Genomic DNA, 24,538 nt, shown 5'->3' on the forward strand with positions numbered 1-24,538 from the left:
ATGTCGGCGGCCATCACCGATGCTGCCGCACGACGGTGAGCAGCGCTGCGTGCTGCGTTCTTCGAGGAGTGAGATGAGGCTAGGCGTGTGTTCGGCCTGCCTGCCGGAGCTGACGCCGGACCAGGCGGCGGAGGCGGCGGCCGAGGCAGGGTATGCCGGAATCGAATGGCGGGTCTCCGCCGAGGCCGCCGATCCGCAGGCACCGGCGCACTTCCTGCGCAACAACCGGTGCACCCTGCGCCCGGAGCGGGACGACGTCCGCCGCGCGCGCCGGCTGTGCGACCGGGCGGGCCTGGCCGTGATCGGGCTGAACGGCTCGGTCCGGGCCGGTGACCTGCGGGGGGTCGAGCAGCTCATGGGCCTGGCGGCCGAGGCGGGCGCACCGCGGATCCGCCTGTGGGCGCCGTCCACGGCGGACGGCGGCTTCCACGAGTCGCTGGACCGGGCCGTCGCCTTCTTCGGCGAGGTCGCGGCGCTGGCGGACCGCCTCGGCGTCCAGGCGCTGCTGGAGATGCACCAGCGGACGATCTGCCCCAGTGCCGCGCTGGCCAAGCAGGTCGTGGCCGGGCTGCCCGCGCACCTGGTGGGCGTGATCTACGACCCGGGCAACACCGTGGTGGAAGGCTCGGAGGATCCCCGGCTGGCGCTCGCGATCCTGGGCGAGCACCTGGCCCACGTGCACCTCAAGAACGCCGCCCACGAACGCGCCGGGGACGGCGGCCCGTGGCGGCACCGATGGACGCCGATGGACGACGGCGTGCTCGACGTGCCCGCGATCCTGCGGCTGCTCGACGGCGCCGGCTACCGCGGCTGGGTGTCGGTGGAGGACTTCAGCGCCGAACGGCCGGCGCGCGACACCCTCGCCTTCGACGCCGCCTACCTACGCGGCCACGCCACGTTCGAGCCCGCGGCGGGAGGGCGGCCGTGAGCGCGCGAGGAGCGATCCTCACCGGAGGGGCCGGCGTCCTCGGCACGGCCATCGCCGCCCGGCTGGCCGCCGACGGGTTCGAGGTGACGCTCCTCGACATCGACGAGGCGGCCGTGGCGGAGGTGGCGGACCGTCTGTCGGCGTCCGGCGGCGGGAACGTCGTAGGGCGGCGGGTGGACGTCAGCGACCCCGGCGCGGTCGGCGCGGAGATCGCCCGGCTGGACCGCGCGGGCCGGCGGCTGGACTGCCTGGTGAACAACGCCGCCGTCAACCCCCGCCTGCCCCTGTCCGGGCAGGCCCCTGAGGTCTGGGACCTGACGATGGCGGTCAACGTGCGCGGGCCCATGTTGCTGTGCCAGGCGCTGCTGCCCTGGTGGCGGCGTCATGGCGGCGGCCGGGTGGTCAACGTGAGTTCGCGTACCTGGCTCGGGGGCGGGCCCACGGCGTACGTCACGTCCAAGGCGGCCGTCGTGGGCCTGACCCGGACCCTGGCCGTCGAGCTGGGCCCGCTCGGCGTCACCGTCAACGCCGTGGCGCCCAGCGTGGTGGAGACCCCCTTGACCAGGGCGGGACGCACCGACGCGGAGTTCGAGCGGTTCACCGCCCGCCACCTGGCGATGACCCCGCTCGGCCGGCTGGCCCGCCCCGGGGACGTGGCCGCCGCCGTCGCCTTCCTCGCCGGCGACGGGGCCGCCTTCATCACCGGTGAGGTCCTGCACGTGTGCGGCGGGGCCCAGCTCGCACCGTCGGCCTGACAGTCCAGCCAGCGAAAGATCGACTCATGCCCTACTTCGAACGCTCCGGCGTACGCCTGTTCTACGTCGACTACCCGTCCGCCGCCGACTACCCGTCCGCCGCCGGCTCCCGGCCGCCGCTCACCCTCCTGCTCGTGCACGGCCTGTGGGGCGCGGCCGAAGGCTGGATCCACCAGATCCCCGCCCTGCGCACCCGCTACCGCACCGTGGCCGTGGACCTGCGCGGGCACGGCCGCTCCGGCGCCCCGCCGTCGGGCTACGACCTCGGCGACCACGCCGAGGACCTGGCCGCGCTGATCCGGCACGCCGGACTGACGCCGGTCGTCCTGCTGGCCCATTCGATGGGGTGCTCGGTGGCCACCGTCCTGGCCGCCCGCCACCCCGATCTGGTCCACGCCCTGGCGCTGGTCGACCCCGACTACGCCGGCGATCCGGGCGAGCGGGAGTGGCTGGCCCGCCTGGCCGACGACCTGGAGGGGCCGGACGCCGACCAGGTCGCGCAGGATCTCGTCAGCGACCGTTTCCACGCCCCCGCCACCCCTGGGCACCTGCGCGCCTGGCACCTGCTGGAGGTGCTGGCCCGGCCGGCGTGGGTGCGGGCGCAGACCTTCCGGCACAGCGCGTTCGGCCCGAGCAGCCTGCGTTTCCGTCCGCAGGCCGAACCCGTCCTGCGGCGCCGCCGCCGGCCGGTGCTGGCCTTCCACCGCCATCCGGCACGCGCCGAGGTGGAGCGCCGGTGCCTGCCCGGCGAGCACAGCCGCATCGTGCAGCACCCCCACGCGGGCCACTTCATCCACCAGGAACAGCCCGACGAGGTCAACGACACCCTGATGCAGTGGCTGGCCGCCCTGCCCCCGTCAGAAAGACAGGTACCCAGCCATGGCCGTTGACGAGAGCCTGGCGCCGGGCGGCGCCGCCCCTCCCCCGTCATCACCCCGATTCAGGGCGCGAGCCTGGGGCGTCACCGCCGTCCTGGTGCTCTCCTCGGTCGTGGTGTTCCTCGACAAGGCCCTCCTGGGCCTGGTCGCCAAGCCGATGAGCGCCGAGCTCGGCATGTCTGCCGCCGGTTTCGGCTCCCTGGGCAGCGCCTCCTACGTGCTGTTCGGCGTCACCTGCGTCGCCGTCAGCTTCGCCGCGCAGCGCGTCTCGCCGCGCTGGGTCCTGCTGGTCTGCGGCCTGTTGTGGGCCGCCGGCCAGGTGCCGGCCGTCGTCGCCGCCACCGGCGGCATGCTGTACGCGAGCAGGATCCTCGTCGGAGCCGCGGAAGGACCGGCCAACCCGCTGGCCATGACCGTGCTGTACTCGTGGTTCCCCAACGAGCGGCGCGGCCTGCCGCAGGCGCTCTACACGGCGGGCGCCGCCGTCGCGAAGATCGCCCTTGCGCCCGTGCTCACCCTGATCATCATCGGGTTCGGGTGGCGGGCCGGGTTCCTCACCGTGGGGGCGCTCGCGCTGGCCTGGTCGCTGCTGTGGCTGGCCACCGGGCGGCAGGGGCCGTACGGCGCCGCCCCCGCCCGCGGCGACCGGCCGCGGCCCGGAGACCCGGCCCGCGTGCCGTGGCATCGCGCGCTGCTCAACCGCACCTTCATCGGCTGCTTCGTCGCCTACTTCGCCCAGAATGCGCTCGCCGCCATCATCTTCACCTGGCTGCCCTCGTACTTCGAGAACGCGCTGGGGTTCTCACCGGAGGCGGCCGGGGCGCTGTTCGGGCTGCCCAGCGCGCTCGGCATCGTGGCGCTGGTCGCCTCCGGGGCGGTCACCGACCGGCTGCTGCGCAGGGGCGTCACCTCCAGAAAGGCCCGCGGCCTGCTGGGCGGCGCGTGCCTCACCGGCGCCGGCATCCTGCTGACCTGCCTGCCGCTGATCCACACGCCGCTGCCGGCCATCGCCCTGCTGATGCTCGGCTACGGCATCTCCGTCACCGTCAACACCTTCGCCAACCCGGCCGTGGCCGAACTCGTGCCGCCCGCCCAGCGCGCCGGAATCCTGGGCGTCTTCGCCGGGCTCAGCGTGACCGCGGGCATCGCCAGCCCCGTCATCACCGGCCGGCTGCTGGACCTGGCCGCCACCCCCGAGGCCGGCTACACCACCGCCTTCCTGCTCAGCGGTATCCTGCTCGCCGTCGCGGGAGCGCTGTTCGCGCTGCTCGTCCACCCCGAGCGAGACCGCCACGACCCCACCCGGAGTGCGCATGTCCCGGCCTGAACCGCACGTCCCGCCCCTCGACCTCACCCCGGACGAACTGCTCTCCACCACCCGCGCGGTACGCCGCCGGCTGGACGTGACCAGGCCGGTGCCGCGTGAGGTGCTGCTCGACTGCACCCGCCTGGCCCAGCAGGCGCCCACCGGGCGCAACCGGCAACGCTGGGACTTCGTCTTCGTCACCGACCCCGACCGGCGGCGCGCCCTGGCGGAGCTGTGGCGGCGCGGCCTGACCGAACCCGCCGCCCCGCGCTCCCACGACGGCCCCAGCCGCCACGACTTCACCGCCGGGTCGGGCTGGCCCGCGATCGCCGGCAGCCTGAACCATCTCGTCGAGATCCTGGATCAGGTACCCGTCCTGATGGTGCCGTGCATCCGGGTCGGCTCGCGGGCGGAGCTCGACGATCCGGCGACGCAGGCCGGCACCTGGGGATCGGTGCTGCCCGCGGTGTGGAGCTTCATGCTGGCCGCGCGCAGCCGCGGGCTCGGCACCGTGTGGACCACCCCGCACCTCAACGTCGAACGCCAGACGGCCGCGCTGCTCGGCCTGCCCTACGAGACGACCGTTCAGTGCGGGCTCATCCCCGTCGCCTGGACGATCGGCACGGAGTTCAAGCCCGCCCGCCGCGTCCCGGTCACCGAGGTCGTCCACTGGGATCGCTGGTCGCCGGGGTGATCGGCGGGCGCGCCGGACGGGTGCGCCGGGCTGAAAGGCGGCGCGCCCGCTCGTCAGGCGGCGCGCTCGCGTTCGGCGCGCAGTTGCAGGGCCACATCGATGATCATGTCTTCCTGGCCGCCGACGTAGCCCGCCTCCCCCACGCGCTGCAGGATCTCGTGGGCGGGCACCTCGTACCGCTCGGCCGCGCGCTCGGCGTGCAGCAGGAAGCTGGAGTACACCCCGGCGTAGCCCTGCGTGATCGCCCCGCGGTCGGCGAACGGCAGCCGGTGCAGGAACGGCTTGACCACGTCGTCCGCGGCGGCCAGCGCGCCCTGGACGTCCACGCCGGTCGGGATGCCGAGCCGGTCGAAGGTGGCGACCAGCACCTCGGTGGGCGAGTTGCCCGCGCCGGCGCCGAGGGCGCACAGGGCTCCGTCGATCTGGAGGGCGCCGTTCTGCGTGGCGAGCACGGAGTTGGCGACGCCGAGCGAGAGGTTCTGGTGGCCGTGGAAGCCGACCTGCGCCTCGTGACCGATCTCGGCGACCAGCGCGCTGACGCGGGCCTGCGCCTCACCGAGTACCAGCGCGCCCGCGGAGTCGACGACGTACACGCACTGCGCGCCTCCGTCCACCATGATGCGGGCCTGGGCGGCGAGTTCCGCGGGGCCGATGCGGTGCGACAGCATGAGGAAGCCGACGGTCTCCATGCCCAGGTCGCGTGCGGCGGCGAAGTGTTGCAGGGACACGTCGGCCTCGGTGCAGTGCGTGGCGATCCGGGCGACGGAGGCGCCCGCGTCACGGGCCTGCCGCAGGTCCTCGACGGTGCCGAGGCCGGGCAGCAGCAGGACCGCGATCCTGGCGTTCGTGGCCTCGTCCACGGCGGCGGCGACGAGCTTGACGTCGTCCTCGAGCGAGAAGCCGTAGTTGAAGGAGGAGCCGCCGAGTCCGTCGCCGTGCGAGACCTCGATGACCTCCACGCCGGCGTGGTCGAGGGCGTGCACGACGCCGCGGACCTGCTCCTCGGTGAACCGGTGCGCCATCGCGTGGCTGCCGTCACGCAGCGTCGAGTCGGTGATCCTGATCTTCTGGGTCATGCGTGCACCTTCACGAGTTGCTCGCCCACCCGGGCGGCGGCGGCGGTCATGATGTCGAGGTTGCCGGCCCACGGCGGCAGGTAGTCGCCGTTCCCCCGCACCTCGAGGAACACCGCGACGCGGGCCATGCCGTTCCAGATGTCGCGCGGCGCGTCGAACTGCGGCTCGGCGCGCAGGGTGTATCCGGGCACGTACGCGGCCACCTCGCCGATCATGGCGTGGATCGACTCGGCGACGGCCGTGGTGTCGGCGTCGGCGGGGATGGCGCAGAACACGGTGTCCCGCATGATCATCGGTGGGCTCACCGGGTTCAGGATGATCACCGCCTTGCCCTTGGCGGCGCCGCCGACCTGCTCGATCGCGCGGGCGGTGGTCTGGGTGAACTCGTCGATGTTGGCGCGCGTGCCGGGGCCCGCGGAGCGGGAGGCGATGGAGGCGACGATCTCGGCGTACGACACCGGGACCACGCGGGAGACGGCGCTCACGATCGGGATCGTGGCCTGCCCGCCACACGTGATCATGTTGAGGTTGGGCACGTCGGACAGGCTGTCCAGGTTGACCGGCGGGCACACGAACGGCCCGACGGCCGCGGGGGTGAGGTCGATGGCCTTGATGCCCGCCGCGGCGTAGCGCGGGGCGTTGGCGGCGTGCGCCTTGGCCGAGGTGGCCTCGAAGACCAGGTCGGGCAGGGTGTCCTGGTCCAGGAGCCAGTCCACGCCGCCGGCCGAGGCCGGCACGCCCAGCGCGCGGGCACGGGCCAGGCCGTCGGAGGCCGGGTCCACGCCGACCATGGAGTGGACCTCGATGACCTCGCTGCGCAGCAGTTTGACCAGCAGGTCGGTGCCGATGTTGCCCGGTCCGACGATGGCGGCGCTCAGCCCGCTCACTTCGCCTCCCCCTGCGTGCCGGTGGCGAAGGCGGCCGTGACCGAGCCGATGCCGCCGAAGGTGGCCGTGACGACGTCGCCGGCCGCGACGGGAACGGCCGCGGTGACGGAGCCGGGCAGGACGATGTGTCCCGCCTCCAGCGTGATGCCGCGCTCGCCGAGCACGTTGGCCAGCCAGACCAGCGCGTTCACCGGCGAGCCGAGCACGGCCCCGCCCGCGCCGGTCTGTTCCAGCACGCCGCCGCGATGCAGGAGGCAGCCGGTCAGCGCCAGGTCGACGTCGCCCAGCCGGGCCGGCCGGGTGCCGAGCACGACGCCGCCGCTGGAGGCGTTGTCGGCGATCGTGTCCACGAGGGTGATCTTCCAGTCGGTGATGCGGGAGTCGATGATCTCCAGCGCGGGCAGCACGAAGTCCACGGCGGCCACGGCCTGCGCGGCGGTGACGCCGGGGCCGGACAGCGACCGGCCCAGGACGAACGCGATCTCCGGCTCGATCCGCGGTTGCAGGAAACGGGCGGTGTCGATGGGCGCGGCGTCCAGATGGAACATGGCGTCGGTCAGATGACCGTAGTCGGGCTGGTCGACGCCGAGCTGCCGCTGCATGGCGGCCGAGGTGAGGCCGACCTTGTGACCCTTGATCACGGCGCCGGCGTCGGTCCAGCGCCGCACCTGCGCGAGCTGGACGGCGTAGGCGTCGGTGACCGACAGATCGGCGTGTGTGGTGGTCAGGGGTGGGATGGGGATGCCGGTGGCGTACGCGCTGAGCAGGTCGGCCGCCGCCGTCTCCACGGAGCCCGCGTCCATGTGGGTCCTTTCGTCGTCTTCGATGTCCGACCTTCGTCCTCCGTGACGGCGGCGGGCAAGCCGGGCGTCTCGCCTGGCGGGCCGCCTGCGCCGGGACGGGCGGCGGCGGCCGGCGCGGCCGGGCCGGGGGCCCGGTCAGTGGCAGGCGTGCGCGGCCGGGGACGGCGGCACGTCGAGGGCGGGGCTGCGGTCGAAGAAGTTCACCGGCAGCAGGTGGAACCCGGCCCGCTCCACCGGCATGACCGGCCAGTCCTCCGCGCGCGGAACGTGCGTGACGCCGAGGGTGTACCAGACGACGATGTCGGTGTCGACGGTCGGACGATCGGCCCGGGTCCAGACGGGCAGGCCGTCCCCCTCGCGGTGCTGGTTCGGGAAGTCCCCGGCCGACCGCATCTCCGACGGCGAGTACGGGGTGACCCAGACGTTGCGCCTGGTGAAGCCGGCCCGCCGCGCGATCGGGGACTCGTCCTGCGCGAGCAGGGTCGCCGACGCCCAGCCCGGCAGCAGCTTGTACCCGACGGGCAGGCCCCAGGCGTTGGTCCTGCCCCGGTTGACGATCGTCCAGTTGCGCGACACCTGGGGGTCGGTGCGGCCGACGCCGCCGAGTTCGCTCTCCAGCAGGGTCTTGCGGACGGTGAAGGCGCTGCCGGTCGGATTGTCGGGTCCGACCGGGATGGGGGCCGCGTCGTTCTCGAAGACGCTGTTGTCCGGGCCGTCGATCTCGAAGTCCAGCCGGAAGGAGAAGATGTGCTGGTGGTAGGGGGCGACGATGTTCTCGCCGATCCGCGTGGCGCTGGGGGTGGGCTCCCCCTCGTGGATCGCCCGGGTCTGCACGATCCCGGTGAGCTTCGCCTCGACCTGCACCGAGCCGTCCTGGTGGAAGTACCAGAAGAAGCCGTACTCGTAGTTGCCGACGGTGGCGATCGAGCTGACCACCAGACGCCGCGAGCGCCGCACCTCCGTGGCGCCGGTGACCCAGTCCTGGTGCTTCCAGAGGATGCCGTCGTCCTCCTCGTGCACGCAGATGGCGTTGGGCAGCGTGTACGGCTCCCCGTCCTCGCCGGCCATGACCGCGTCGAGGTAGCGGATCTCGCCGAGGCAGTCGCAGCCGAGGACGAGGGAGTTGGTGAGCTTCCCGAGGCCGAACTCGCCGACGTCGAAGGCGCTGCGCCAATGGTGCTCCGGCGCCGCGTCGCCGTAGGGCACCACCATCTCGGCCACCGAGCCGCGGTGCAGGATGCTGCGGTACGCGTCGCCGTCGCGGTACTCCAGCCCGTGGACGACCAGCCCCTCCAGGGGGTGCAGGCTGACCTGGAAGCGCCACTTCTGCCAGGTCAGCTCGTGGCCGTCGAGGGTGAACCCGACCCCTTCCGGCTGGGTGATCTCCAGGGGTTTGACGTCGTCGCGCAGCGGGGCGCCGGATCCGGCGTCGTAGTTGGCGCAGGCCCGGTTCATCGGGCGCACGCCGTGGTCCTTGACGTCCAGGACGTCGCCGGTCACGAGGTCCACGAACGCGACCACGCCCTCGATCGGGTGGGCGTACCCGTTGTCGGCGGGAGAGTCGCGCACGTAGGAGATGGCGCCGCAGACCCGTTCGCCCTGGATGCCGGGGATGTTGCCGACGCACCACGGGTCGACCTGGACGTGGGTCACGTCGGTGATGCCGCGCCTGGCCAGCGCGTCGAGGTAGCGCCGGTCCTTCTTGACCGCCGCCGCCACGCTCTCGAACTCGCCGAGGAGCACCGGGGCCGCGCCGTGCGCGACGACGTCGGCGGACTCGACGGACTGCGCGTCGAGGTCGATCCGGACGTCGTACGAGCGGCCGGTGGAGCGGTCCACGACCATGGCACGGGCCCGCCTGGGGACCTGCGTGCCCGCACGGAGCAGGGCTTTGTCCGGCTCGTCGGTGAACACGGCACTGAAGCCCGGCCTCTCGCCGACACCGGCTCCCCGCACGAGCCGGGCAACCGCCGAAATCTCGCCGGCGGTCAGTGGAGCGAACAATTCGTGCCGCATGTGGTTCCTCTCCCGAAGGTGGCCTCCACTGTCGCGCCGGGAAGGGGGCCCGACCAAGACCGCGTCTCGGTCAGTGAACCCTGCTCGGCCCGGCGGCGTGCGGTGACCGATCGGCGCCCGCGTGCCGGTCGGCCGAGATGGGTCAGGCCGCGGCCAGGTCGTCGTTGCGCAGGCGCATCTGCTTGCTCCTGGACATGAGCCGGTACAACGTCGGGCTGCTGAACAGCACCCTTCGCAGCCGGATCATCAGGGTGCGGCGGGCCTGCTCGGCGCGGGTGGCGGGGGTGAACAGCGTGCGGTTGGTCAGGCCGCTGCGCTGGCAGGCGTCGGTGTAGGGACGCAGCCTGGCCTCCCAGGCCGTCAATGCCGCCGCCAGGTCGCCGGGGTGGCGCTGGAGCATGTGGCCCAGCAGGTCGGCGCCGGCGATGCCGCTGGTGGCACCCATGCCGGCGTACAGGGTGACGCACCAGGCGGCGTCGCCGACGAGGACGACCCGGCCGCGGTGCCAGGTGTCGAGGCGGGCCTGTTCCACGGAGTCGAACAGGTACTCGTCGCTGGTCTCCAGCACCCGCACGGCGGTCTCCATCAGCTCGCCGAGCGGTTCGGGGCCGTAGACCTCGCGGATGCGTCGCGCGGCCGGCTTGGTGAACTCGGCGTCCACGTCGTCGGTGTGGTAGGAGAACAGCACGGTGGGCGGGCGGTCGGCGAAGGGGAAGACCCAGAACGAGCGGCCCGGCTCGGTCAGGATCACGCCCTCGCCGCGGGCCAGGCCCGGCAGTTCGGCGGGCAGGGCGAAGGCGGCGATCATGTGGTCGAGCCGGTGCAGGTACTTCTCCGGCGGGCCGAAGGCCAGCTTGCGCACCGTGGAGCGGAGCCCGTCGGCTCCGACGACCAGGTCGAAGCGTTCGGTGCGCGCCGTGCCGTCCGCGGTGTCGCGCAGGGTGACCGTCACGCCATCGGCGTCCTGCTCGATCGCCTCGGGCACGGTGGCGTAGCGGATCTCGACGTCGTCGGGCAACGCGTCGAAGGCGGCGCGTTCGACGTCGCCGCGCATCATCATCCAGGGGCCGTTCGGCAGGTCGGCGAAGCCGATGCCGGGCCGGCGGCGGCCCGCGCGGTCGATGTCGTGGTTGACGCGCCGGGCCGGGATGCGGTTGCGCAGGCCCTTCAGGATGCCGAGCCGGTCGGCGGCGATCCGGCCGGAGCCGAACATCGCGATGAAGTAGCCGCCGCCGCGCCGGGCGGCGGCCTTCTCGATGACGACCGGCCTCCAGCCGGCCTGGTGCAGGGCGATGGCAGTGGAGATGCCGCTGACGCCGAGCCCGACGACCAGGGCCCGGGGGGACGATTGCGCGGAGGTGGTCATGATGTCGATCCCTTGCTGAGGGGCGATGAGGTGTGGGCGAGCTGACGCGCTCGACGGGCGGCGCGGGGCGGGACGCGGGCACGGCGGAGCCGCCGGTCGTGCGATGGGTGCGGTGGACGGTCACGGCGTCCCCGGTGACGATCAGGTCGCAGCGGGTCCGGCCGGTGCCGGCCGCATGGTGTGCCGTCTACGGGAGTACTGGCGGCCGGAGGCGTCGGTCACGATGGTGACGTCGCGGGTGCTGCCGGGAGCTTCGGTGAGGAAGGCGCGTCGCCGCGGATCATCACCTCTCCTTCGCGGGTTGGTCGCAGGGTGGCGGCAGGGCGACCGCGCGCAGGAACGCGTCGGCGAAGTACTCGCAGGACTCCTCCATGCTCGGCAGGACGAGGCCGGGCACCAGTTCGCTGACCGGCCGCAGCAGGAAGTGGTGCAGCACGGGCCCGACGAGCTGATGCATGAGGATCGGCACCGGCAGGTCGCGGATGCGGCCGCGCGTCACCTCGCCGGCCAGCCACTCGCTCACGCCATTGAGCAGGCGCGGGCCGACCAGCTCGGTGAGTTGTTTGAGCCCGTCGTCGGACGGCTGGGCGAGCAGCCGCGCGATCATCGCCGGGGCCAGGCGCGGGCGATGGTCAAGCCCTTGGGCGAGGCGTCGGTAGAGCAGGTGGACGGTCTCGGCGAGGTCCCGGTCCGGATCGGAGAGCGCCTCGCCCACGTCGAGGCCGTCCGCGTACTTTTCGAAGATCGCCCGCAGGAGTTCGTCGCGGCCGCCGAACGCGGCGTACAGGCTGTGCACCGAACAGCGGGCGGCGGCGGCCACGGCCTCCAGGGTGAGGCCCGTCAGCCCGTGCTCGGCGATGAGCCGCGCGCCCGCCTCGATCGCCCGCTCGCTGACCGGGTTCCGCCTGCCCGGGTCGACGCCGGAGGCCCGGACCGCCTCGTCGAGCTGGTGACGGGTGCCGCCGAGCTTGCGCAGCAGGGTGCTGCGGGAGATGCCGGCTTCCTTGGCGATCGCCAGCACCGGGACGTCGCTCACGTCCTTGCCGAGCCGGTGGGCGGCGCGGACGGCGGCGTCCACCAGTTCCGGTGGGACGGGGTGCGCACTCATGATCGACCCTTCTCACTCTGATACAAGAGTAAATGTATCACTGAATCGTGTATCAGAGTCAATCGAGCCCAGCCGGGAATCGTGCAAGGCCCCCTACGCCTCGGCCGCACCTCCCGGAGGGTCAGGCCGCGGGCGGTCGCTGTTCGACGCCGCGGGCGATGGCGGCCGCCGCCGCGTGCAGGCCGGGCAGGAGCGTCCGGGGCGCCAGCCGGCCCATCGGCACGGTGGCCGACACGGCCGCGTGGACGGTTCCGCCGGCGGGGACGACCGGCACCGCGATGCTGCCGAACCCGGGCAGGGTCTCCTCGGCCTCCAGGGCGAAGCCGCGCTCGCGGATCAGCTCCATCTGCCGCGACAGGTGCGCGAAGGTCGTGACGGAGCGCGGGGTGAGGGACGGCAGCCCGGTGCGGGCGAAACAGCGGAGCTGCTCTCGTGGGTCGGAGCACGTCGAGAGCAGCATCTTCCCGGTGGCCGTGCACGACGCGGGCAGCCGGCCGCCCACCCGGGAGTAGCTCTGGGTGGTGGCCATGCCGGAGACCTGCTCCAGATACAGGACGTGACCGCCGTCGAGCACCGCCAGGTGAATGGTCGCCCGCGTGGTGGCGAACAGATCGGTCAGCACCGGCCGCGCCACGGAACGCAGCACCGCGGAGGCGGGGACTCGCTGGCCGAGCTCGAACATGCGCATGCCGAGTTGGTAGGAATCACCCCGGCGCTCCAGCAGGCCCCACTGCACCAGTTCCTGGGCCAGCCGGTACGCCGACGCCTTCGGCACCCCGGACCTGCGGCTCAGCTCGCTCAGCCGAAGCTGGTAGGCCCCCGATTCGAAGGCGCTGAGAAGCAACTGGGCTTTACCGAGCACGGAGTTCGGGTAGTCAAGGTCATCGCCCGGGGCGGCGGGTGCGTCCATGAACGACGGTGACGGCATCGGGGGCTCCTTGCTGTCGAAGGACCAGAGCCCGATTATCCAGATGGATAACCACCGAAGTCCATAGAGTGAACGTCACTTCTTGTTACATCTATGTAGAAAAATGGTCGTAATACCACAAAAAGTGCATCGGACGCGCTACGGGTCAGACGAAGTCGATGAAGCCCAGGTACATCCCCATGGCGCAGGCGTACCTGAGCCGCCCCCGCTCCTGGGGCGGCAGCCGGACGGTCGCGGGCAGGCGCACGTCCCGCCCGCCGATCGTGACCAGGCCCGTGCAGCCGGGCGTCCCGGCCGGACGGAGGACGACGTCCGTCGCGACGCCCGCGCGGGCCCGCACCAGGCCCGGACGGTAGCCGCGGTCCGTCGCCCACACCTCGACCACCTGGGTTCCGTCCGGGCGCGGTTGCGCCACCGGCTCCGTCGCCGGCCGGGTGACGGAGGCGGGTGTCCAGCCGCCCAGCCGCAGGCCGGAGACGACCGTCCAGCCCCCGCAGGCCAGCGCGACGACCACGGCCACCCGCACCAGGCGGGTCTCCGTCAGCACGCGGACGAGCGCGCCGAGCAGCGCGAGAGCCGGGGCCGTGCCCACCACGAAGCCCGCCATGACCGCCGCCCCGCCGAGCACCGAACCGGTGGACACCGCCGTGATCTCGGCGCTGATCGTCATCCCGCAGGGCACCAGGATCGTGGCGGCCCCGAGCGTGGCCGCCCGCGTGGCCGTGCGGCCCGGCGGCACGGTGACGCCGCCGCAGGCGTCCCCATGGCGACGGCGGAGCAGGCGGACCGCGAAGCCGATCACCAGGACGCCGGCCACCACGAGCAGGACGGCGCGGGTCTGCGGCCCGAGGCGGATCGCCGAACCGAGCGCGCCGAGCAGGGCGCCGGCCGCGACGTGCGTGACGGCCCGGCCCAGCAGGAACGACCCCACGGAACGCAGCGGGCCGGGCTGCCGCGCCAGGCCGAACAGCAGCCCGCCCTGGACGGCCGCGCACGAGGAGGCGCCCGCCACCAGACCGGCCGCCACCCCGCCGGTGAAGACCGCGACCGTCCCCGCGCTCATCGGCCCGCCGGACGCGGCGCCGCGCGCCGCGCGCACGATCCCGGGCCCGGGATCCTCCCGGCGGAAGCTGTCATCGCGGATCGCCTCGCGTCTCAGTCGATGGCCGATGGGTGCACGCAGTCGAGCACCCCGCCGGGTCGCCGGCCAAGGGGCGATCTCGCTGACCGAACCGGGGCGGCCACATCTTTCCTCCGGGACGTTCCGCTCACCAAACCCGTTCGTGGACACCCCCGCGTGCGGCCTACCAGGCTGATCCCGGAACCCGCGACGAGGCGGTACGGCGTACGGATGGGGAATTCATGGCGCAGGTGGAGAGCACACAACCCGGGCACCCGAGGTTCGAGGCGCCCGAGGCGTACGAGATGTTCGTCGCAGGCGAGTGGGTGCCCGGCGCGGAGGTCTTCGACGCGGTCGATCCGAGCACCGGCCGGGTGTGGGCGCGCCTCCCGCAGGCCGCGCCGGAGCAGGTGCGCGACGCCGTCCGGGCCGCGGGCGCGGCGTTCAAGGAGTGGCGCAGGACCAGCCCGGCCACGCGGCAGCGGCTGCTGGCGCAGATCGCCGACCGGGTGGAGGCCGACCCCGACCGCTGGGCGCGGCTGCTGGCGACCGAGAACGGCCGGCCGATCCGGGAGGCGTACCTCGCCGACGTGCCGAACTGCGCGGCCGTCTTCCGCTACTTCAGCGGCCTGGTACGCGACCTGCACGGCGACCAGATCCCGGTCGAGGACCCCGAGACCCTGATCTACACCACCCGCGAGCCGCTGGGCGTCATCGCGGCCGTACTGCCGTGGAACTCGCCGATCATCACCCTCGCCAACAAGGCGGCCCCCGCGCTGGCGGCCGGCAACACGATCGTGGTCAAGCCGAGCGAGTTCGCCACCGCCAGCGTGCTGGAGTTCGCGGCGCTGATCGCCGACCTGCTGCCGCCCGGCGTCTTCAACGTGGTCACGGGGGACGGCCGGACCGGCGCGGCGCTCGTCTCCGACCCGGACGTCGCCAAGGTGACCCTCACCGGCGGCGGGCCCACGGCCAGGAAGATCATGGCGGCGGCGGCCGAGGCGCTCACGCCCACGCTGATGGAGCTGGGCGGCAAGAGCGCCCTCATCGTCGCCGAGGACGCCGACCTGGAGCGGGCGGTCGCGGACGCCGCGCTCGGCATCTACCTGGCCAACGGCGAGGCGTGCATCGCCTCGTCCCGGCTGCTGCTGCACGAGGCCGTCGCCGACGAGTTCCTGGAGCGCTTCGCCGAGACCGCGAAGTCGATCCGCGTCGGCGACGCGCTCGACCCGGAGACCCAGGTCGGCCCGCTGGTGTCCAGGCCGCAGTTCGAGCGGGTCACCTCCCGCATCGCGGCCGCGCGCGGCGAGGGGCTGGCCATGCCGGCCGGCGACGAGCCGCTCGACCTGCCCGCGGCCAACCAGGAGGGGTTCTTCGTCCGGCCGACGATCTTCGCCGGGGCCCGGGTCACCGCGCGGATCGCCGGCGAGGAGGTGTTCGGGCCGGTCACCGTCGCGGAGCGGTTCACCGACTACGCGGACGCCGTCGCCCGCGCCAACGGCACGCGCTACGGTCTGGCCGCGGGCGTCTGGACCGCGGACCTCACCCGGGCCCACCGCATCGCGCGCGAGCTGGACGCGGGCATCGTCTGGGTCAACAAGTGGTTCGACCTGCCCGCCGGCATGCCGATGGGCGGTGTCAAGGACAGCGGTTTCGGCCGTGAGCTGTGCCGCGAGACCCTGGCTGAGTACTCTGCGTCCAAGGTCGTGAACATCGACCTCGGCAGCCCCCGCTTCCCGCTCTGGGGGAGCACCCTGTGACCGGCGATCCCGCGTGCCGGACGGGCACCGCGCGGATCGGCTGATCGCCGTTCGGGAGAATTGGATATCTCACGTGATATGCCTGATCCATGGGTGAAGCGCCGCCGGAGGCAGCCGGTCCCACGACCCGGGAACGGCTGCTCCAGGCCGCCATCGGCATAGCCGCCCGGCAGGGGCAGGGCGCGGTCACCTATCGCGCGGTCGCCGCCGAGGCGGGTGTCACGCACGGGCTCGTCCGCTTCTACTTCGGCACCCGGCAGGCGATGCTCAGCGAGGCGTTCGAGCTGGCCGCCCGCCGGGACGCCAGGGAGGCCGGGCTGCTGAGCGAGCGCCTCGACGACCTGGGCGCCGACTTCGTGCGGACCATCAGCGAGCACGGCGAACGCCAGATCCTGCAGTACGAGTACCTGATCAGCGCCGTGCGCGGCACCGCCCCGCTGAAGGACGTCGGCGCGTTGTACGACTTCTACGCCGCTCAGGTCGGGCAGACGCTGCGCAACATCCGCGTGGACGATCCCGACGGTTCGCTGGCGGCCCTCGTGTTCGCCGCCTTCGACGGGCTGGTGCTCCAGCACGCCGTGTACGGCGACCCGGAGCGCACGGAGCGGGCCCTGGCCCGGCTGCGTGACGTCCTCCGCCTGCTGCAGGGCGAGCGCGACTGACGGTCGTGCCGGTTCGGTCACCGGTCCCCGGAGATGGCGGCGGACCGGTGAATGGCAAGAAACTCCCGCTGAACCCCTGTGTCATCTCTGGAAGGGCGGAATCTGACATGGGATCGACGTCGATTCGCTACGGGTACGCCGACACCCCGTTCGGCCAACTGCACTACGCGGAGCAGGGCACCGGGCGGCCCCTGCTCCTGCTGCACCAGACGCCCCGGTCCTGGGACGAGTTCCGCGAACTCGTCCCGCTCCTGGCGGACGGCCGGCGGGTGATCGCCATGGACATGATCGGCTTCGGCGGCAGCGCGAAGGTGCCGGGGCCGCACACCATCGAGTTGTTCGCGACCGGCGCCCTGGCGCTGCTGGACGCCCTCGGCATCGACCGGACCGACCTGCTCGGTCACCACACCGGCGGCGTGGTGGCCGTCGAGATCGCCGCGAGTGCCCCGGGACGGGTGGACCGGCTGGTGCTGTCGTCCACCCCCTGGGCCGACTCGCGCTACCGCGCCGGCCACGCGGACGAGCCCAAGGTCGACAACGCCGTTCCGGCCCCCGACGGCTCGCACCTGCGCGCGCTCTGGGACCAGCGGCGGCCCTACTACCCGCAACCGGGCACGGACCTGCTCGACCGGTTCCTGCACGACGCGCTGACCCCCGGCCTGGACCCGGCCGAAGGCCACCGCGCCTGTTCCCGGTACTACATGGAGGACAAGATCGGCCTGATCACGGCGCCCGTGCTGCTGCTGGGCGCCACGGCGGACCCGTTCGCCCTGCCGCAGTTGGAGCCGCTGCGGCGCAATCTCACCGGCGCCGAGAGCGTCCGCTCGGTCGTCATCGAGGACGGCATGATCCCGCTGATGGAGCAGAAGGCCCCGGAGGTCGCGGCCGTCGTGGCCGAGTTCCTCGACGCCCCGGCGGCCGGCGGGCCGGTCAGGGGCGCTGCTCGTCCGACAGGGTGATGGACTTGGTGATGCGCCTGCTGACCATGCCCAGCAGGCCCACGTACTTGTTCACGTCGGCCCGGAAGGTGGGTGCGGTCACCGACAGGGCCGCGACCATCGTGCCGGTGGCGCCGATGAGCGGGATGGCCACGCTGAGGTAGCCGATGCGGATCTGTTCCCGCTCGATGGCGTAACCGGCCTTCCTGGCCTGGTCGAGCTCCTGGGCCAGCAGCTTGGGCAGGATGACCGTCCGCGGGGTGATGCGGGCCAGCGGCGCGGCGACCACCTCGGTGAACAACGAGGCCGGGCCGAAGGCGAGCAGCGCCTTGCCCGTCGCCGTGCAGTGCAGCGGCATGCGACCGGCGACCCGCGAGGGGCGCGACACCTGGCTGTGGCCCGACACCTTCTCCAGATAGATCACCTCGAGGCCGTCCAGCACGGCCAGGTGGATGGTCTCCCCGGTCGCCTGGTACAGGTCCTCCATGTAGGGGCGGGCCGCCTCACGCAGGATGCGCTGACGCGGCACCCGCTGGCCGATCTCGAACAGGCGCATGCCCAGCCAGTATTCGGAGCCGCGCCGTTCCAGCAGCCCCCAGCGCAACAGTTCCTGCGCGAGCCGGTGCACCGACGCCTTGGCCACGCCGCTGCGCCGGACGATCTCGGACAGGCCCAGGCTCTCGTCGTCAGGTCCGAACGCTTCCAGGATCAGTCTCACCTTGCCGAGCACGCTGTTCGCGGCGCCGTCAAGGTCTGATGCGATAGGGGGGTGCATAATCGACATTGACTGATAATTGCCTTGATGTCCGGTTCGCACAATGGATGTGTTCCGGTAGACGAAACGCCGGCAAAGAATGGAGGGTGTCCGGGTTCCGTTCGTGACGACAGACCCGAACACCCTCGCGACCACGCCGTACGGTCGGCCCGGCTACGGCACGACGACCGCCCGGCCGCGTACTCTCCCGTCCCGCAGCAACTCCAGGGCCCGCCCGATCTCGGAGAGGTCGAAGCGCTCGACGTTCAGCCGCAACTCCCCCGCCAGCAACCACTCGACCAGCAGCGGCGCGATCTCACGGGCGCGGCGCTCCTGCCTCACCATGTTCACCGGGAGCAGCGCCACGTCGTCCAGCAGCCACGACGGCAGATCGACCGTGACGGACGCGCCCAGCACGTAGCCGATCACCACCGCCCGGCCGCCGGGCCGCACCCAGCGGGTCCGCTCGATCAGCCCGTCGCCGCCCAGCGTGTCCACCAGGAGGGAGGCGCCGCGTTCCGCGGCCAGGCCGGCGGCGTCGGAGAGCAGCACCCCGTGCACTCCCTCGGGCACCTGGTCCACCTGTTCGGGCCGGGCGACGACCCCGGTCACGGTGGCGCCCGCGCGCAGCGCCAACTGGGCGAGCATGGAGCCCACCGCACCCGCCGCGCCGGTGACGACGACCTCCTCGCCGGGCTCCAGCCGGGCGACGTCGTGCAGGGCGACGTACGCGGTGGTGGTCGGGACGAAGAAGGACGCCGTGACGTCGGCGGGCAGCGCGGCCGGGACGGGGGTGACGGCCTTGGGCGAGACCGACACCCGCTCGCTCCAGCAGCCGTCCCGCAGCAGGCCGAGCCCGCCGCCCCGGAGCAGGACGTGCGTACCCGGCTCGATGCTGTCGGAGGCCAGCACGACGCCGCCCGCCTCCACGCCTCCCACGTACGGCAGCGGCGGCCGCATGCCGAAGGACCCCCCGGACACCGTCAGGTCGAGGTGGCCGAGCGCCGCCGCCCGCACCTCGACGAGCACCCTGCCGGGTTCGTCCACGGGCTCGGGGACGTCCTCCACCACCGGGGGCGCGCCCCAGTCGTGGAAGCGTGCCGCCCGCATCACGACCCGCCCGCGGAGTTCTCGGCGAGGAAGGCCAGGCTCAGCGGGTTGTACACGTCGGCCTTCTCGTGCTGCGGCCAGTGACCGCACTCCTCGAACAGCTCCAGTCGCGAGCCGGAGATGGCCTCGTGCATGGCGGCCGCCTCCGGGATCTCGCCGAAGGGGTTCTGACGGCCCCAGACGATGAGCGTCGGCTGGGTGATCCGGGCCAGATCGTCGGGGCGCAGGATGTTGCGCAGCCGGGTCGGCAGGTCCTGCAGGCACAGCAGATTGTCGAGATTCGCCGCGAACTCGGGGCTGTGGTAGATGGCGTGACGCACCTGCACCAGTTCCTCGGTGGCGTCGGCCGGGTCGGCCATCAGCAGGCGCAGCCGCTTGCGGGTGAGCTCGACGTCGTCGCTCTCCACCGCCTTGCGGGTGCTGGTCCGGATGCGCTCCATCACCTCCGGGTTCGCCACGGTGCCGCCCGCGCAGAGCAGTTGCAGGCTGGCGACCCGGTCCGGGTGGTCGATGGCGGTCCGCGCGCCGACCCAGCCGCCGAGGGACTCGCCCACGATGTGCGCGCGCTCGATGCCGGTGGCGTCGAAGTAGGCCAGCAGGTGCTCGACGTAGCGGTGGATCTCGTACGGATGGTCGGGCTTGCCGGTGTAGCCGTGGCCCAGCATGTCGATGGCGTGGCACTCGTAGTGGGCCGCGTGCGCCGGCAGGTTGCGGGTGAACGCCTCCAGGTGACCGCTGGTGCCGTGCAGGAACACCACGGGCTCGCCGGCGCCGGCCCGCAGGCTGCGGGTCAGCACGCCGCCCGCGTCGACGTAGGAGAGGCTCAGCTCGATCGGGGTCAGCTCGGTCCAGATACTCATCGTTGTCACACCTTCGAGGGCTTGTCTTGGTTGATCCGGTGCACCTGCGTGTTGCCGCGCGACAGCAGCAGGCGGACCAGGGCGACGGCCAGCGCGATGGCGGGCAGGATGACCAGCAGCTTCTTCACGCCGGCACCCACGGGTTCGCCAGCGAGTCGAAGAAACCGGTGACCACGGCGTGGTAGGCCACGGGACGCTCCTCCTGGAGGTGATGGGACACGTGGTCCATGATGTGCAGGTTGCCCCGCTGGACCATGCGGGCCAGCATGAGCGGGTAGTCGGGGGTCAGGAAGGCGTCGTTCATGCCCCAGACGAACAGCGCGGGGGCCCGCACCTGACCGAGTTCCCTGGTCAGGTCCTGCCACTCGCCGCGCGGCGAGTCCGACATCGCGGCCAGCTCCCGCTCCTGCGGGTCGAGGCTCTGCTCGTAGCGCAGGTCGAGCGTCGAGTCCGGGAGCCGGTCGGCGTCGTACCACTCCAGGCTGGTGATGAGCCGGCGCATCTTCTCGCGGGTCGGCCCCTCACCGCCGTAGTAGGCGTCGCGGGCGGCGCGGCCGCGGTGGCCGTTCTCGGGCAGCGGGGCGAGCGGGCCGTAGAACACCGGCATGCTGCCGGTGACGACCAGCGAGCGCACCCGCTCGGGGTAGCGGGCCGCCAGGCACAGCGCGATGGTGCCGCCCCAGGAGTTGCAGACGAAGTCGGCCTGCTGCACGCCGAGCGTGTCCATGAGCGCGACCGTCTTCTTCGCGTGGAAGTCCCACATCGGGCCGCTGATCCGGCACTTGTCCGACCTGCCGTACTGCAGGATGTCGACGATGAGGCAGCGGCGGTCGGCGGCGAAGAGCGGCGCCACCGGGCCGAAGTCGCTCCATCCGGTGCAGCCGGGGCCGCCGCCGTGCAGGAAGATCGTGTCGCTGCCCGTCCCCATGTCGAGGTAGTGGTATTTGACGCCGTCGGCGTCGGCGTACGAGCCGTTCGGAGGTGGCAAGGCGAGCCCCTTTCGGTGGTTCATGCGAGGATCTCGGCGTGGTCCCGGGTGGTGGTGTCCACCGCGACCCGCACCAGCAGTTCACACAGGCGGCGCATGGCCCGGACGTCCACGGTGTTCATGCCGAGGGCGAAGTCGGTGGTGGTGTGCGCGGCCTTCGGCATGCCGACGCGGGCGGTGGGGATGCCGCGGGCCCGCAGGATGTTGGCGTCGGTGGCGCCGCTGTTGTCCGGCACGGGCGCGTGCGGACGGGCGGAGACCCGCTCCCAGGCGCGCACCGTGCTGCGCACCACCCAGTCCTCCGGCGGCGTGCTGCTCCCGGGCACGGCCAGGACGAGCTCGACCGTCAGGGCCGGATCCAGCCCGCGGACGAACGCGGCCAGCTCCCGCTTCACCTCCAGCGGGGCGGCGCCGGGCGCGATGCGCAGGTCCAGCCGGATCCGGCAGGCCGCCGGCGTGACGGCGAGCATGCGCTCCCAGCCGCCCGCGATGGAGCCGATGATCCCCTGCGGCGCGGCCGTGGCCGTCCGGTGCCGCTCCGGATATCCGGCCAGCCACCGTTCGAGCTGGACGACGACCTCGGCGGCGGTGACGATCGGGTTCGCGTACGGCAGCCGGTGCCGGCTCCCCGCGTACGTGTGGATGCCGGGCACGACGATCTCGAACCAGCACAGGCCGACCTCGTCGTGCGCGACGAAGTCACCCGGCTTGGCGATCACCGCGCGGTCGGCCTGCCAGCCGCGTTCCAGCAGGAACGAGCAGCCGGCGCCCTGCCCGGTGTTGGCCCGGCCGCGCGCGTCGATCGCGTTGGTCGGCATGCCGCCCGCCCCGAAGGCCAGCAGCAGGTCACCGCGGAGCCGGGGGCCGGCCGCCGCCAGCGCCTCGCCCGCCACCAGGACGCACGCCGCGTGGCCCTTGGGGTTGCCCGCGCCGAGGCCGGTGACGTAGGGGCCCTCGCAGGTCGCCTCGGCGCGCATGTCCGGGCGCAGTTCCGGGCCGATCCACGGCAGGTCCAGCTCGGGATCACCCGTCGTGAGCGTGTCGATCGGGGCGTACAGCATGAGGTCGGGGCCGCTGCCGTCGCCGCGGATCCGGCCGACCGCGTTGGCCTGCCCGTCGTCGATGCGCTGGAAGTGCGCCTCGACGCCCGCCGCCGCCATCCGGTCGGTCAACCGGCGGGCCAGCGGCGCCTCGCCGCCGGTGGGGCTGGCGATCGAGGTCACCTCCACGGCGGCCGCGCGCAGGCGCTCCTCGGTGACGTGCGCCAGCGCGGCCAGGACGACGCGCTCCCGCTCCTCAGCGGTCATGCCGTCCGCCCGGGGTCGATCACCGCGACCCCCATGCCGGTCAGCCATTCCGGCATCGGCTCGTACGCCAGCGTGCGGCCGGGCCGGAAGCCGCAGGCCGCGGCCATGGCGAGCCAGCTCCGCAGTTCCTGGGCGCCGTTGCCCGCCGACTCCTCGATCTGCTCCGTGCTCAGCCGGCCGTAGCGCTCCAGGTCGCCCTGCTCCAGCGCGGCCAGGAACTCCTCGTCGAACTCGGGGTAGATGGTGGGCCGCGCCGCGGTGATGATCTCGCGCCGGCGGCGGTCGTAGCGCTCCCAGTCGCCGCGGCCGTTGAGCCACGCCTCCACCAGGAACTCCTCGTCCTCGCCGGCCGGATCCTGCCAGCGGCTGGGCCACGGCAGCCGGTGCGACAGGCCGCCGGAGGCGATGACGGCGACGCGCAGCTCACCGGGCAGCGCGGCCACGGCGGCGGCGAGGTTGCGGCCGAGTTCGACGCAGCGGGAGACCAGCGGCAGCGGCGTGGCGAAGACGTTGACCACCAGCGGGATCACCGGCACGTCCAGGTCGCGCAGGAGGTACTGGACGGCGTGGCTCTGGCCGTGGTCGATCTGCAGCCTGGCGGAGATCGCCACCTCGGTGCCCGCCGCGGTCAGGTGCTCGGCGAGCGCCTGCGCGACCTCCGGGCGGGTGCGCTGCGGCCCCGACGGCGTGCCGGCCTCGCCGCTGGCGATCACCTCGCCCACGCCGAGGGTGAAGGCGGGGATGAGGTCCAGCCAGAAGCCGCGGAAGTGGTTCGAGCCGATGATGATCGCCACGTCCGGCCGGGCCTGCGCGAGGGCGTCGCGCGCCGCGCCGAGCGCGTCGCGGAACCGCTCGGCGCGGTCCCTGTGCCGGACCTGCTCCCAGTGGGTGTTCATGAGCGTCGAGTGCGAGGCACCCACGCCCAGGACGATCCCGGCCATGCTCTTGCTCCTTCGTGGTCAGTCGGTCGTCCGGCGGGTGACGTCCGCGACGTCCACACCTTCGGCCTTGAGGCGGTCGGCGCGTTCCTCGGTGACGTCCTCGGCGAGCTTGCGCCACTGCAGCAGGGAGTCGTCGGGGCGGTACAGACGCTCCGGCGGGGCGTCGGTGACCTCGACCATCCACTTGTCCTGGCCGGAGAACTGGCCGTGGAACAACCAGCGGACGGCGCCCAGGTACTTGGCGTAGAAGGGCAGGGTGCGCAGGCCCTTCTCGAAGTTGGCCATCACGCCGACGTACAGGTGGTTGCCCGCGTCGACCGGGACGTAGAACTCGTAGTGGATGAAGTTCGGGTACACGATGCGCAGCACGCCCGGCATGCTCACCGAGGCGAAGCCGGGGAAGTCCTCGGCGGCGATGGCCGGGTTGACCTCGCGGTGGCTGCCGGTGTTGCCGATGTTGGCGACTTCCTTCGGCGGCTTCATCTTGAACCAGGCCTGGTTGTTCCACCGGCCCAGGCCGGGGAAGTCGGCGTCCCAGTGCTGGGCCTCCTGCACCCGGTAGAGCCACCGGCCACGGCGGACGATCTTCGTCTCGTTCCAGACCGGCATCGCCTTGAACAGCCGCCAGAGGGCGGTGCGGTGCAGGTACTTGGCGTGTCCCTCGTCGTAGCCGTTCTCGCAGGCGAAGCGCCAGTTGCCCTCGCGGGCCTGGATGCGCGCCCCGATCACGGCCGGGTTGTCGCGCAGTTCCTCGGGAAGCTGGTCGTCGATGGGCGGGGCGTCCTCGCCGTCACCGACGAAGATCCACACCATGCCGAGGCGCTCCTCGACCTCGTAGGTGGGCTGCGTCACCTTGCGGCAGATCGGCGAAGCCGGGCCGTCGGTGATCGCGGCCACGAGGTCGCCGGTGTCCAGGTCGAACGTCCATCCGTGGTACGGGCACGAGATCGTGCCGGGGAACTGCTGGTTGCCGTAGCTGAGCGGCACGCCCCGGTGCGGGCAGCGGTCCTTCAGCGCGTACGCCCTGCCGCCGTCCCTGATGACCACGATGCGCTCGCCGAGCAGGGTGATCGCCTTGGGCTTGCCGGTGATGTGCGAGGAGAACGCCACCGGGTACCAGTAACCGCGAAACCCGCTGGCGGCCGCCTGGTAGTGCGGCCAGCTCGACCAGTCCTGCCGGCCCGGCAACCTGCCGCGCCGCGAGGGCCGCCGCCTGGCGTTCCCACCCGTCGAGGGCGGGGCGCCCGCATCCGCCGTCAATGTCGCCTCCGTGTGATGTGTCAGGCAAAGGTGCGCGGCGCCCCTGATGCGGCGCTCGCTCGGTGCACGCAGTCCACCACCAGGGGCGGTGTA

The 24,538-nt window shown here is 72.7% G+C and carries 24 protein-coding genes; 8 read left to right on the plus strand and 16 right to left on the minus strand.

Features of this window, described 5'->3' with window-relative positions:
• The first annotated feature begins 73 nt into the window (after window positions 1–73).
• From FAF44_RS13880 to FAF44_RS13900, 5 genes are read left to right on the plus strand one after another with little or no spacing between them, the layout of a single operon-like run.
• The gene (locus FAF44_RS13880) at window positions 74–928 is read left to right on the plus strand and encodes a sugar phosphate isomerase/epimerase (RefSeq protein WP_237103535.1); all 855 of its coding nucleotides are present in this window, start codon (window positions 74–76) and stop codon (window positions 926–928) included.
• Complete coding sequence (locus FAF44_RS13885) at window positions 925–1,683, plus strand: SDR family NAD(P)-dependent oxidoreductase (RefSeq protein ID WP_237103536.1); 759 nt, start codon at window positions 925–927, stop codon at window positions 1,681–1,683. Before FAF44_RS13880 ends, FAF44_RS13885 begins: the two co-directional genes overlap by 4 nt.
• Window positions 1,684–1,709: 26 nt before the next feature.
• Window positions 1,710–2,573 (plus strand): alpha/beta fold hydrolase, encoded by an 864-nt coding sequence (locus FAF44_RS13890; RefSeq protein ID WP_237103537.1) that lies wholly within the window; start codon window positions 1,710–1,712, stop codon window positions 2,571–2,573.
• Window positions 2,563–3,888 (plus strand): MFS transporter, encoded by a 1,326-nt coding sequence (locus FAF44_RS13895; protein WP_237103538.1) that lies wholly within the window; start codon window positions 2,563–2,565, stop codon window positions 3,886–3,888. Before FAF44_RS13890 ends, FAF44_RS13895 begins: the two co-directional genes overlap by 11 nt.
• Window positions 3,875–4,561 carry a nitroreductase family protein gene (locus tag FAF44_RS13900; protein WP_237103539.1) on the plus strand — a complete coding sequence of 229 codons (687 nt, stop codon included), beginning with the start codon at window positions 3,875–3,877 and terminating at the stop codon, window positions 4,559–4,561. Before FAF44_RS13895 ends, FAF44_RS13900 begins: the two co-directional genes overlap by 14 nt.
• 53 nt (window positions 4,562–4,614) lie before the next feature.
• Here FAF44_RS13900 and dmpG read toward each other — a convergent pair whose 3' ends face one another.
• From dmpG to FAF44_RS13940, 8 genes are all read right to left on the minus strand, one after another.
• Window positions 4,615–5,637: a 4-hydroxy-2-oxovalerate aldolase gene (gene dmpG, locus FAF44_RS13905; protein WP_237103540.1), complete on the minus strand. Its 1,023-nt coding sequence runs from the start codon at window positions 5,635–5,637 to the stop codon at window positions 4,615–4,617.
• Complete coding sequence (locus FAF44_RS13910) at window positions 5,634–6,524, minus strand: acetaldehyde dehydrogenase (acetylating) (protein ID WP_237103541.1); 891 nt, start codon at window positions 6,522–6,524, stop codon at window positions 5,634–5,636. The genes dmpG and FAF44_RS13910 overlap by 4 nt, the downstream gene beginning before the upstream one ends.
• Entirely contained in the window at window positions 6,521–7,327 is an 807-nt protein-coding gene (locus tag FAF44_RS13915; RefSeq protein WP_237103542.1) for a 2-keto-4-pentenoate hydratase, read from the minus strand. The genes FAF44_RS13910 and FAF44_RS13915 overlap by 4 nt, the downstream gene beginning before the upstream one ends.
• Before the next feature lie 135 nt (window positions 7,328–7,462).
• A complete protein-coding gene (locus FAF44_RS13920) occupies window positions 7,463–9,343 on the minus strand; it encodes a primary-amine oxidase (RefSeq protein ID WP_237103543.1) in 1,881 nt (626 codons plus the stop codon).
• A 142-nt stretch (window positions 9,344–9,485) separates the two neighbouring features.
• Entirely contained in the window at window positions 9,486–10,709 is a 1,224-nt protein-coding gene (locus tag FAF44_RS13925) for an FAD-dependent monooxygenase (RefSeq protein WP_237103544.1), read from the minus strand.
• Between the two features lie 283 nt (window positions 10,710–10,992).
• Window positions 10,993–11,817 carry a TetR family transcriptional regulator gene (locus FAF44_RS13930; RefSeq protein ID WP_237103545.1) on the minus strand — a complete coding sequence of 275 codons (825 nt, stop codon included), beginning with the start codon at window positions 11,815–11,817 and terminating at the stop codon, window positions 10,993–10,995.
• Window positions 11,818–11,938: 121 nt separating this feature from the next.
• The gene (locus tag FAF44_RS13935; RefSeq protein ID WP_237103546.1) at window positions 11,939–12,745 is read right to left on the minus strand and encodes an IclR family transcriptional regulator; all 807 of its coding nucleotides are present in this window, start codon (window positions 12,743–12,745) and stop codon (window positions 11,939–11,941) included.
• Between the two features lie 145 nt (window positions 12,746–12,890).
• Window positions 12,891–13,844, minus strand: coding sequence for a sulfite exporter TauE/SafE family protein (locus FAF44_RS13940; protein WP_237103547.1), 954 nt, complete (start codon window positions 13,842–13,844; stop codon window positions 12,891–12,893).
• Window positions 13,845–14,107: 263 nt separating this feature from the next.
• On the opposite strand from FAF44_RS13940, the gene FAF44_RS13945 reads away from it, so the two are divergent.
• From FAF44_RS13945 to FAF44_RS13955, 3 genes are all read left to right on the plus strand, one after another.
• Window positions 14,108–15,625: an aldehyde dehydrogenase gene (locus FAF44_RS13945; RefSeq protein WP_237103548.1), complete on the plus strand. Its 1,518-nt coding sequence runs from the start codon at window positions 14,108–14,110 to the stop codon at window positions 15,623–15,625.
• A gap of 89 nt (window positions 15,626–15,714) precedes the next feature.
• Window positions 15,715–16,287, plus strand: a complete 573-nt coding sequence (locus FAF44_RS13950) for a TetR/AcrR family transcriptional regulator (RefSeq protein WP_237103549.1) — start codon at window positions 15,715–15,717, stop codon at window positions 16,285–16,287.
• Window positions 16,288–16,394: 107 nt separating this feature from the next.
• Window positions 16,395–17,246, plus strand: a complete 852-nt coding sequence (locus FAF44_RS13955; RefSeq protein WP_237103550.1) for an alpha/beta fold hydrolase — start codon at window positions 16,395–16,397, stop codon at window positions 17,244–17,246.
• Here the strand turns inward: FAF44_RS13955 and FAF44_RS13960 are convergent.
• From FAF44_RS13960 to FAF44_RS13990, 8 genes are all read right to left on the minus strand, one after another.
• Window positions 17,218–17,943, minus strand: coding sequence for an IclR family transcriptional regulator (locus FAF44_RS13960; RefSeq protein WP_237103551.1), 726 nt, complete (start codon window positions 17,941–17,943; stop codon window positions 17,218–17,220). The genes FAF44_RS13955 and FAF44_RS13960 overlap by 29 nt on opposite strands.
• A gap of 210 nt (window positions 17,944–18,153) precedes the next feature.
• A complete protein-coding gene (locus FAF44_RS13965; RefSeq protein ID WP_237103552.1) occupies window positions 18,154–19,089 on the minus strand; it encodes a zinc-binding dehydrogenase in 936 nt (311 codons plus the stop codon).
• Entirely contained in the window at window positions 19,089–19,949 is an 861-nt protein-coding gene (locus FAF44_RS13970; RefSeq protein ID WP_237103553.1) for an alpha/beta fold hydrolase, read from the minus strand. The genes FAF44_RS13965 and FAF44_RS13970 overlap by 1 nt, the downstream gene beginning before the upstream one ends.
• A 5-nt stretch (window positions 19,950–19,954) precedes the next feature.
• The gene (locus FAF44_RS54635; RefSeq protein ID WP_272894470.1) at window positions 19,955–20,077 is read right to left on the minus strand and encodes a hypothetical protein; all 123 of its coding nucleotides are present in this window, start codon (window positions 20,075–20,077) and stop codon (window positions 19,955–19,957) included.
• Window positions 20,074–20,937 carry an alpha/beta fold hydrolase gene (locus tag FAF44_RS13975; protein ID WP_237103554.1) on the minus strand — a complete coding sequence of 288 codons (864 nt, stop codon included), beginning with the start codon at window positions 20,935–20,937 and terminating at the stop codon, window positions 20,074–20,076. Before FAF44_RS13975 ends, FAF44_RS54635 begins: the two co-directional genes overlap by 4 nt.
• 20 nt (window positions 20,938–20,957) lie before the next feature.
• Window positions 20,958–22,244 (minus strand): M20 family metallopeptidase, encoded by a 1,287-nt coding sequence (locus tag FAF44_RS13980; protein WP_237103555.1) that lies wholly within the window; start codon window positions 22,242–22,244, stop codon window positions 20,958–20,960.
• On the minus strand, window positions 22,241–23,185 hold the full coding sequence (locus tag FAF44_RS13985) for a hypothetical protein (RefSeq protein ID WP_237103556.1): 945 nt from the start codon (window positions 23,183–23,185) through the stop codon (window positions 22,241–22,243). The genes FAF44_RS13980 and FAF44_RS13985 overlap by 4 nt, the downstream gene beginning before the upstream one ends.
• 18 nt (window positions 23,186–23,203) lie before the next feature.
• Complete coding sequence (locus tag FAF44_RS13990) at window positions 23,204–24,445, minus strand: aromatic ring-hydroxylating dioxygenase subunit alpha (protein ID WP_237103557.1); 1,242 nt, start codon at window positions 24,443–24,445, stop codon at window positions 23,204–23,206.
• Window positions 24,446–24,538: the final 93 nt, after the last annotated feature.

Source organism: Nonomuraea sp. MG754425 (assembly GCF_021699195.1).
Classification (GTDB): Bacteria; Actinomycetota; Actinomycetes; order Streptosporangiales; family Streptosporangiaceae; genus Nonomuraea.

Excerpts from the sequence above, each read along its gene's own strand:
- FAF44_RS13880 (WP_237103535.1), top strand. The coding sequence starts at position 74 with ATGAGGCTAGGCGTGTGTTCGGCCTGCCTGCCGGAGCTGACGCCGGAC.
- FAF44_RS13890 (WP_237103537.1), top strand. The coding sequence starts at position 1,710 with ATGCCCTACTTCGAACGCTCCGGCGTACGCCTGTTCTACGTCGACTAC.
- FAF44_RS13895 (WP_237103538.1), top strand. The coding sequence starts at position 2,563 with ATGGCCGTTGACGAGAGCCTGGCGCCGGGCGGCGCCGCCCCTCCCCCG.
- FAF44_RS13900 (WP_237103539.1), top strand. The coding sequence starts at position 3,875 with ATGTCCCGGCCTGAACCGCACGTCCCGCCCCTCGACCTCACCCCGGAC.
- dmpG (WP_237103540.1), bottom strand. The coding sequence starts at position 5,637 with ATGACCCAGAAGATCAGGATCACCGACTCGACGCTGCGTGACGGCAGC.
- FAF44_RS13915 (WP_237103542.1), bottom strand. The coding sequence starts at position 7,327 with ATGGACGCGGGCTCCGTGGAGACGGCGGCGGCCGACCTGCTCAGCGCG.
- FAF44_RS13920 (WP_237103543.1), bottom strand. The coding sequence starts at position 9,343 with ATGCGGCACGAATTGTTCGCTCCACTGACCGCCGGCGAGATTTCGGCG.
- FAF44_RS13925 (WP_237103544.1), bottom strand. The coding sequence starts at position 10,709 with ATGACCACCTCCGCGCAATCGTCCCCCCGGGCCCTGGTCGTCGGGCTC.
- FAF44_RS13930 (WP_237103545.1), bottom strand. The coding sequence starts at position 11,817 with ATGAGTGCGCACCCCGTCCCACCGGAACTGGTGGACGCCGCCGTCCGC.
- FAF44_RS13935 (WP_237103546.1), bottom strand. The coding sequence starts at position 12,745 with ATGCCGTCACCGTCGTTCATGGACGCACCCGCCGCCCCGGGCGATGAC.
- FAF44_RS13945 (WP_237103548.1), top strand. The coding sequence starts at position 14,108 with ATGGCGCAGGTGGAGAGCACACAACCCGGGCACCCGAGGTTCGAGGCG.
- FAF44_RS13950 (WP_237103549.1), top strand. The coding sequence starts at position 15,715 with ATGGGTGAAGCGCCGCCGGAGGCAGCCGGTCCCACGACCCGGGAACGG.
- FAF44_RS13955 (WP_237103550.1), top strand. The coding sequence starts at position 16,395 with ATGGGATCGACGTCGATTCGCTACGGGTACGCCGACACCCCGTTCGGC.
- FAF44_RS13965 (WP_237103552.1), bottom strand. The coding sequence starts at position 19,089 with ATGCGGGCGGCACGCTTCCACGACTGGGGCGCGCCCCCGGTGGTGGAG.
- FAF44_RS13970 (WP_237103553.1), bottom strand. The coding sequence starts at position 19,949 with ATGAGTATCTGGACCGAGCTGACCCCGATCGAGCTGAGCCTCTCCTAC.
- FAF44_RS13980 (WP_237103555.1), bottom strand. The coding sequence starts at position 22,244 with ATGACCGCTGAGGAGCGGGAGCGCGTCGTCCTGGCCGCGCTGGCGCAC.
- FAF44_RS13985 (WP_237103556.1), bottom strand. The coding sequence starts at position 23,185 with ATGGCCGGGATCGTCCTGGGCGTGGGTGCCTCGCACTCGACGCTCATG.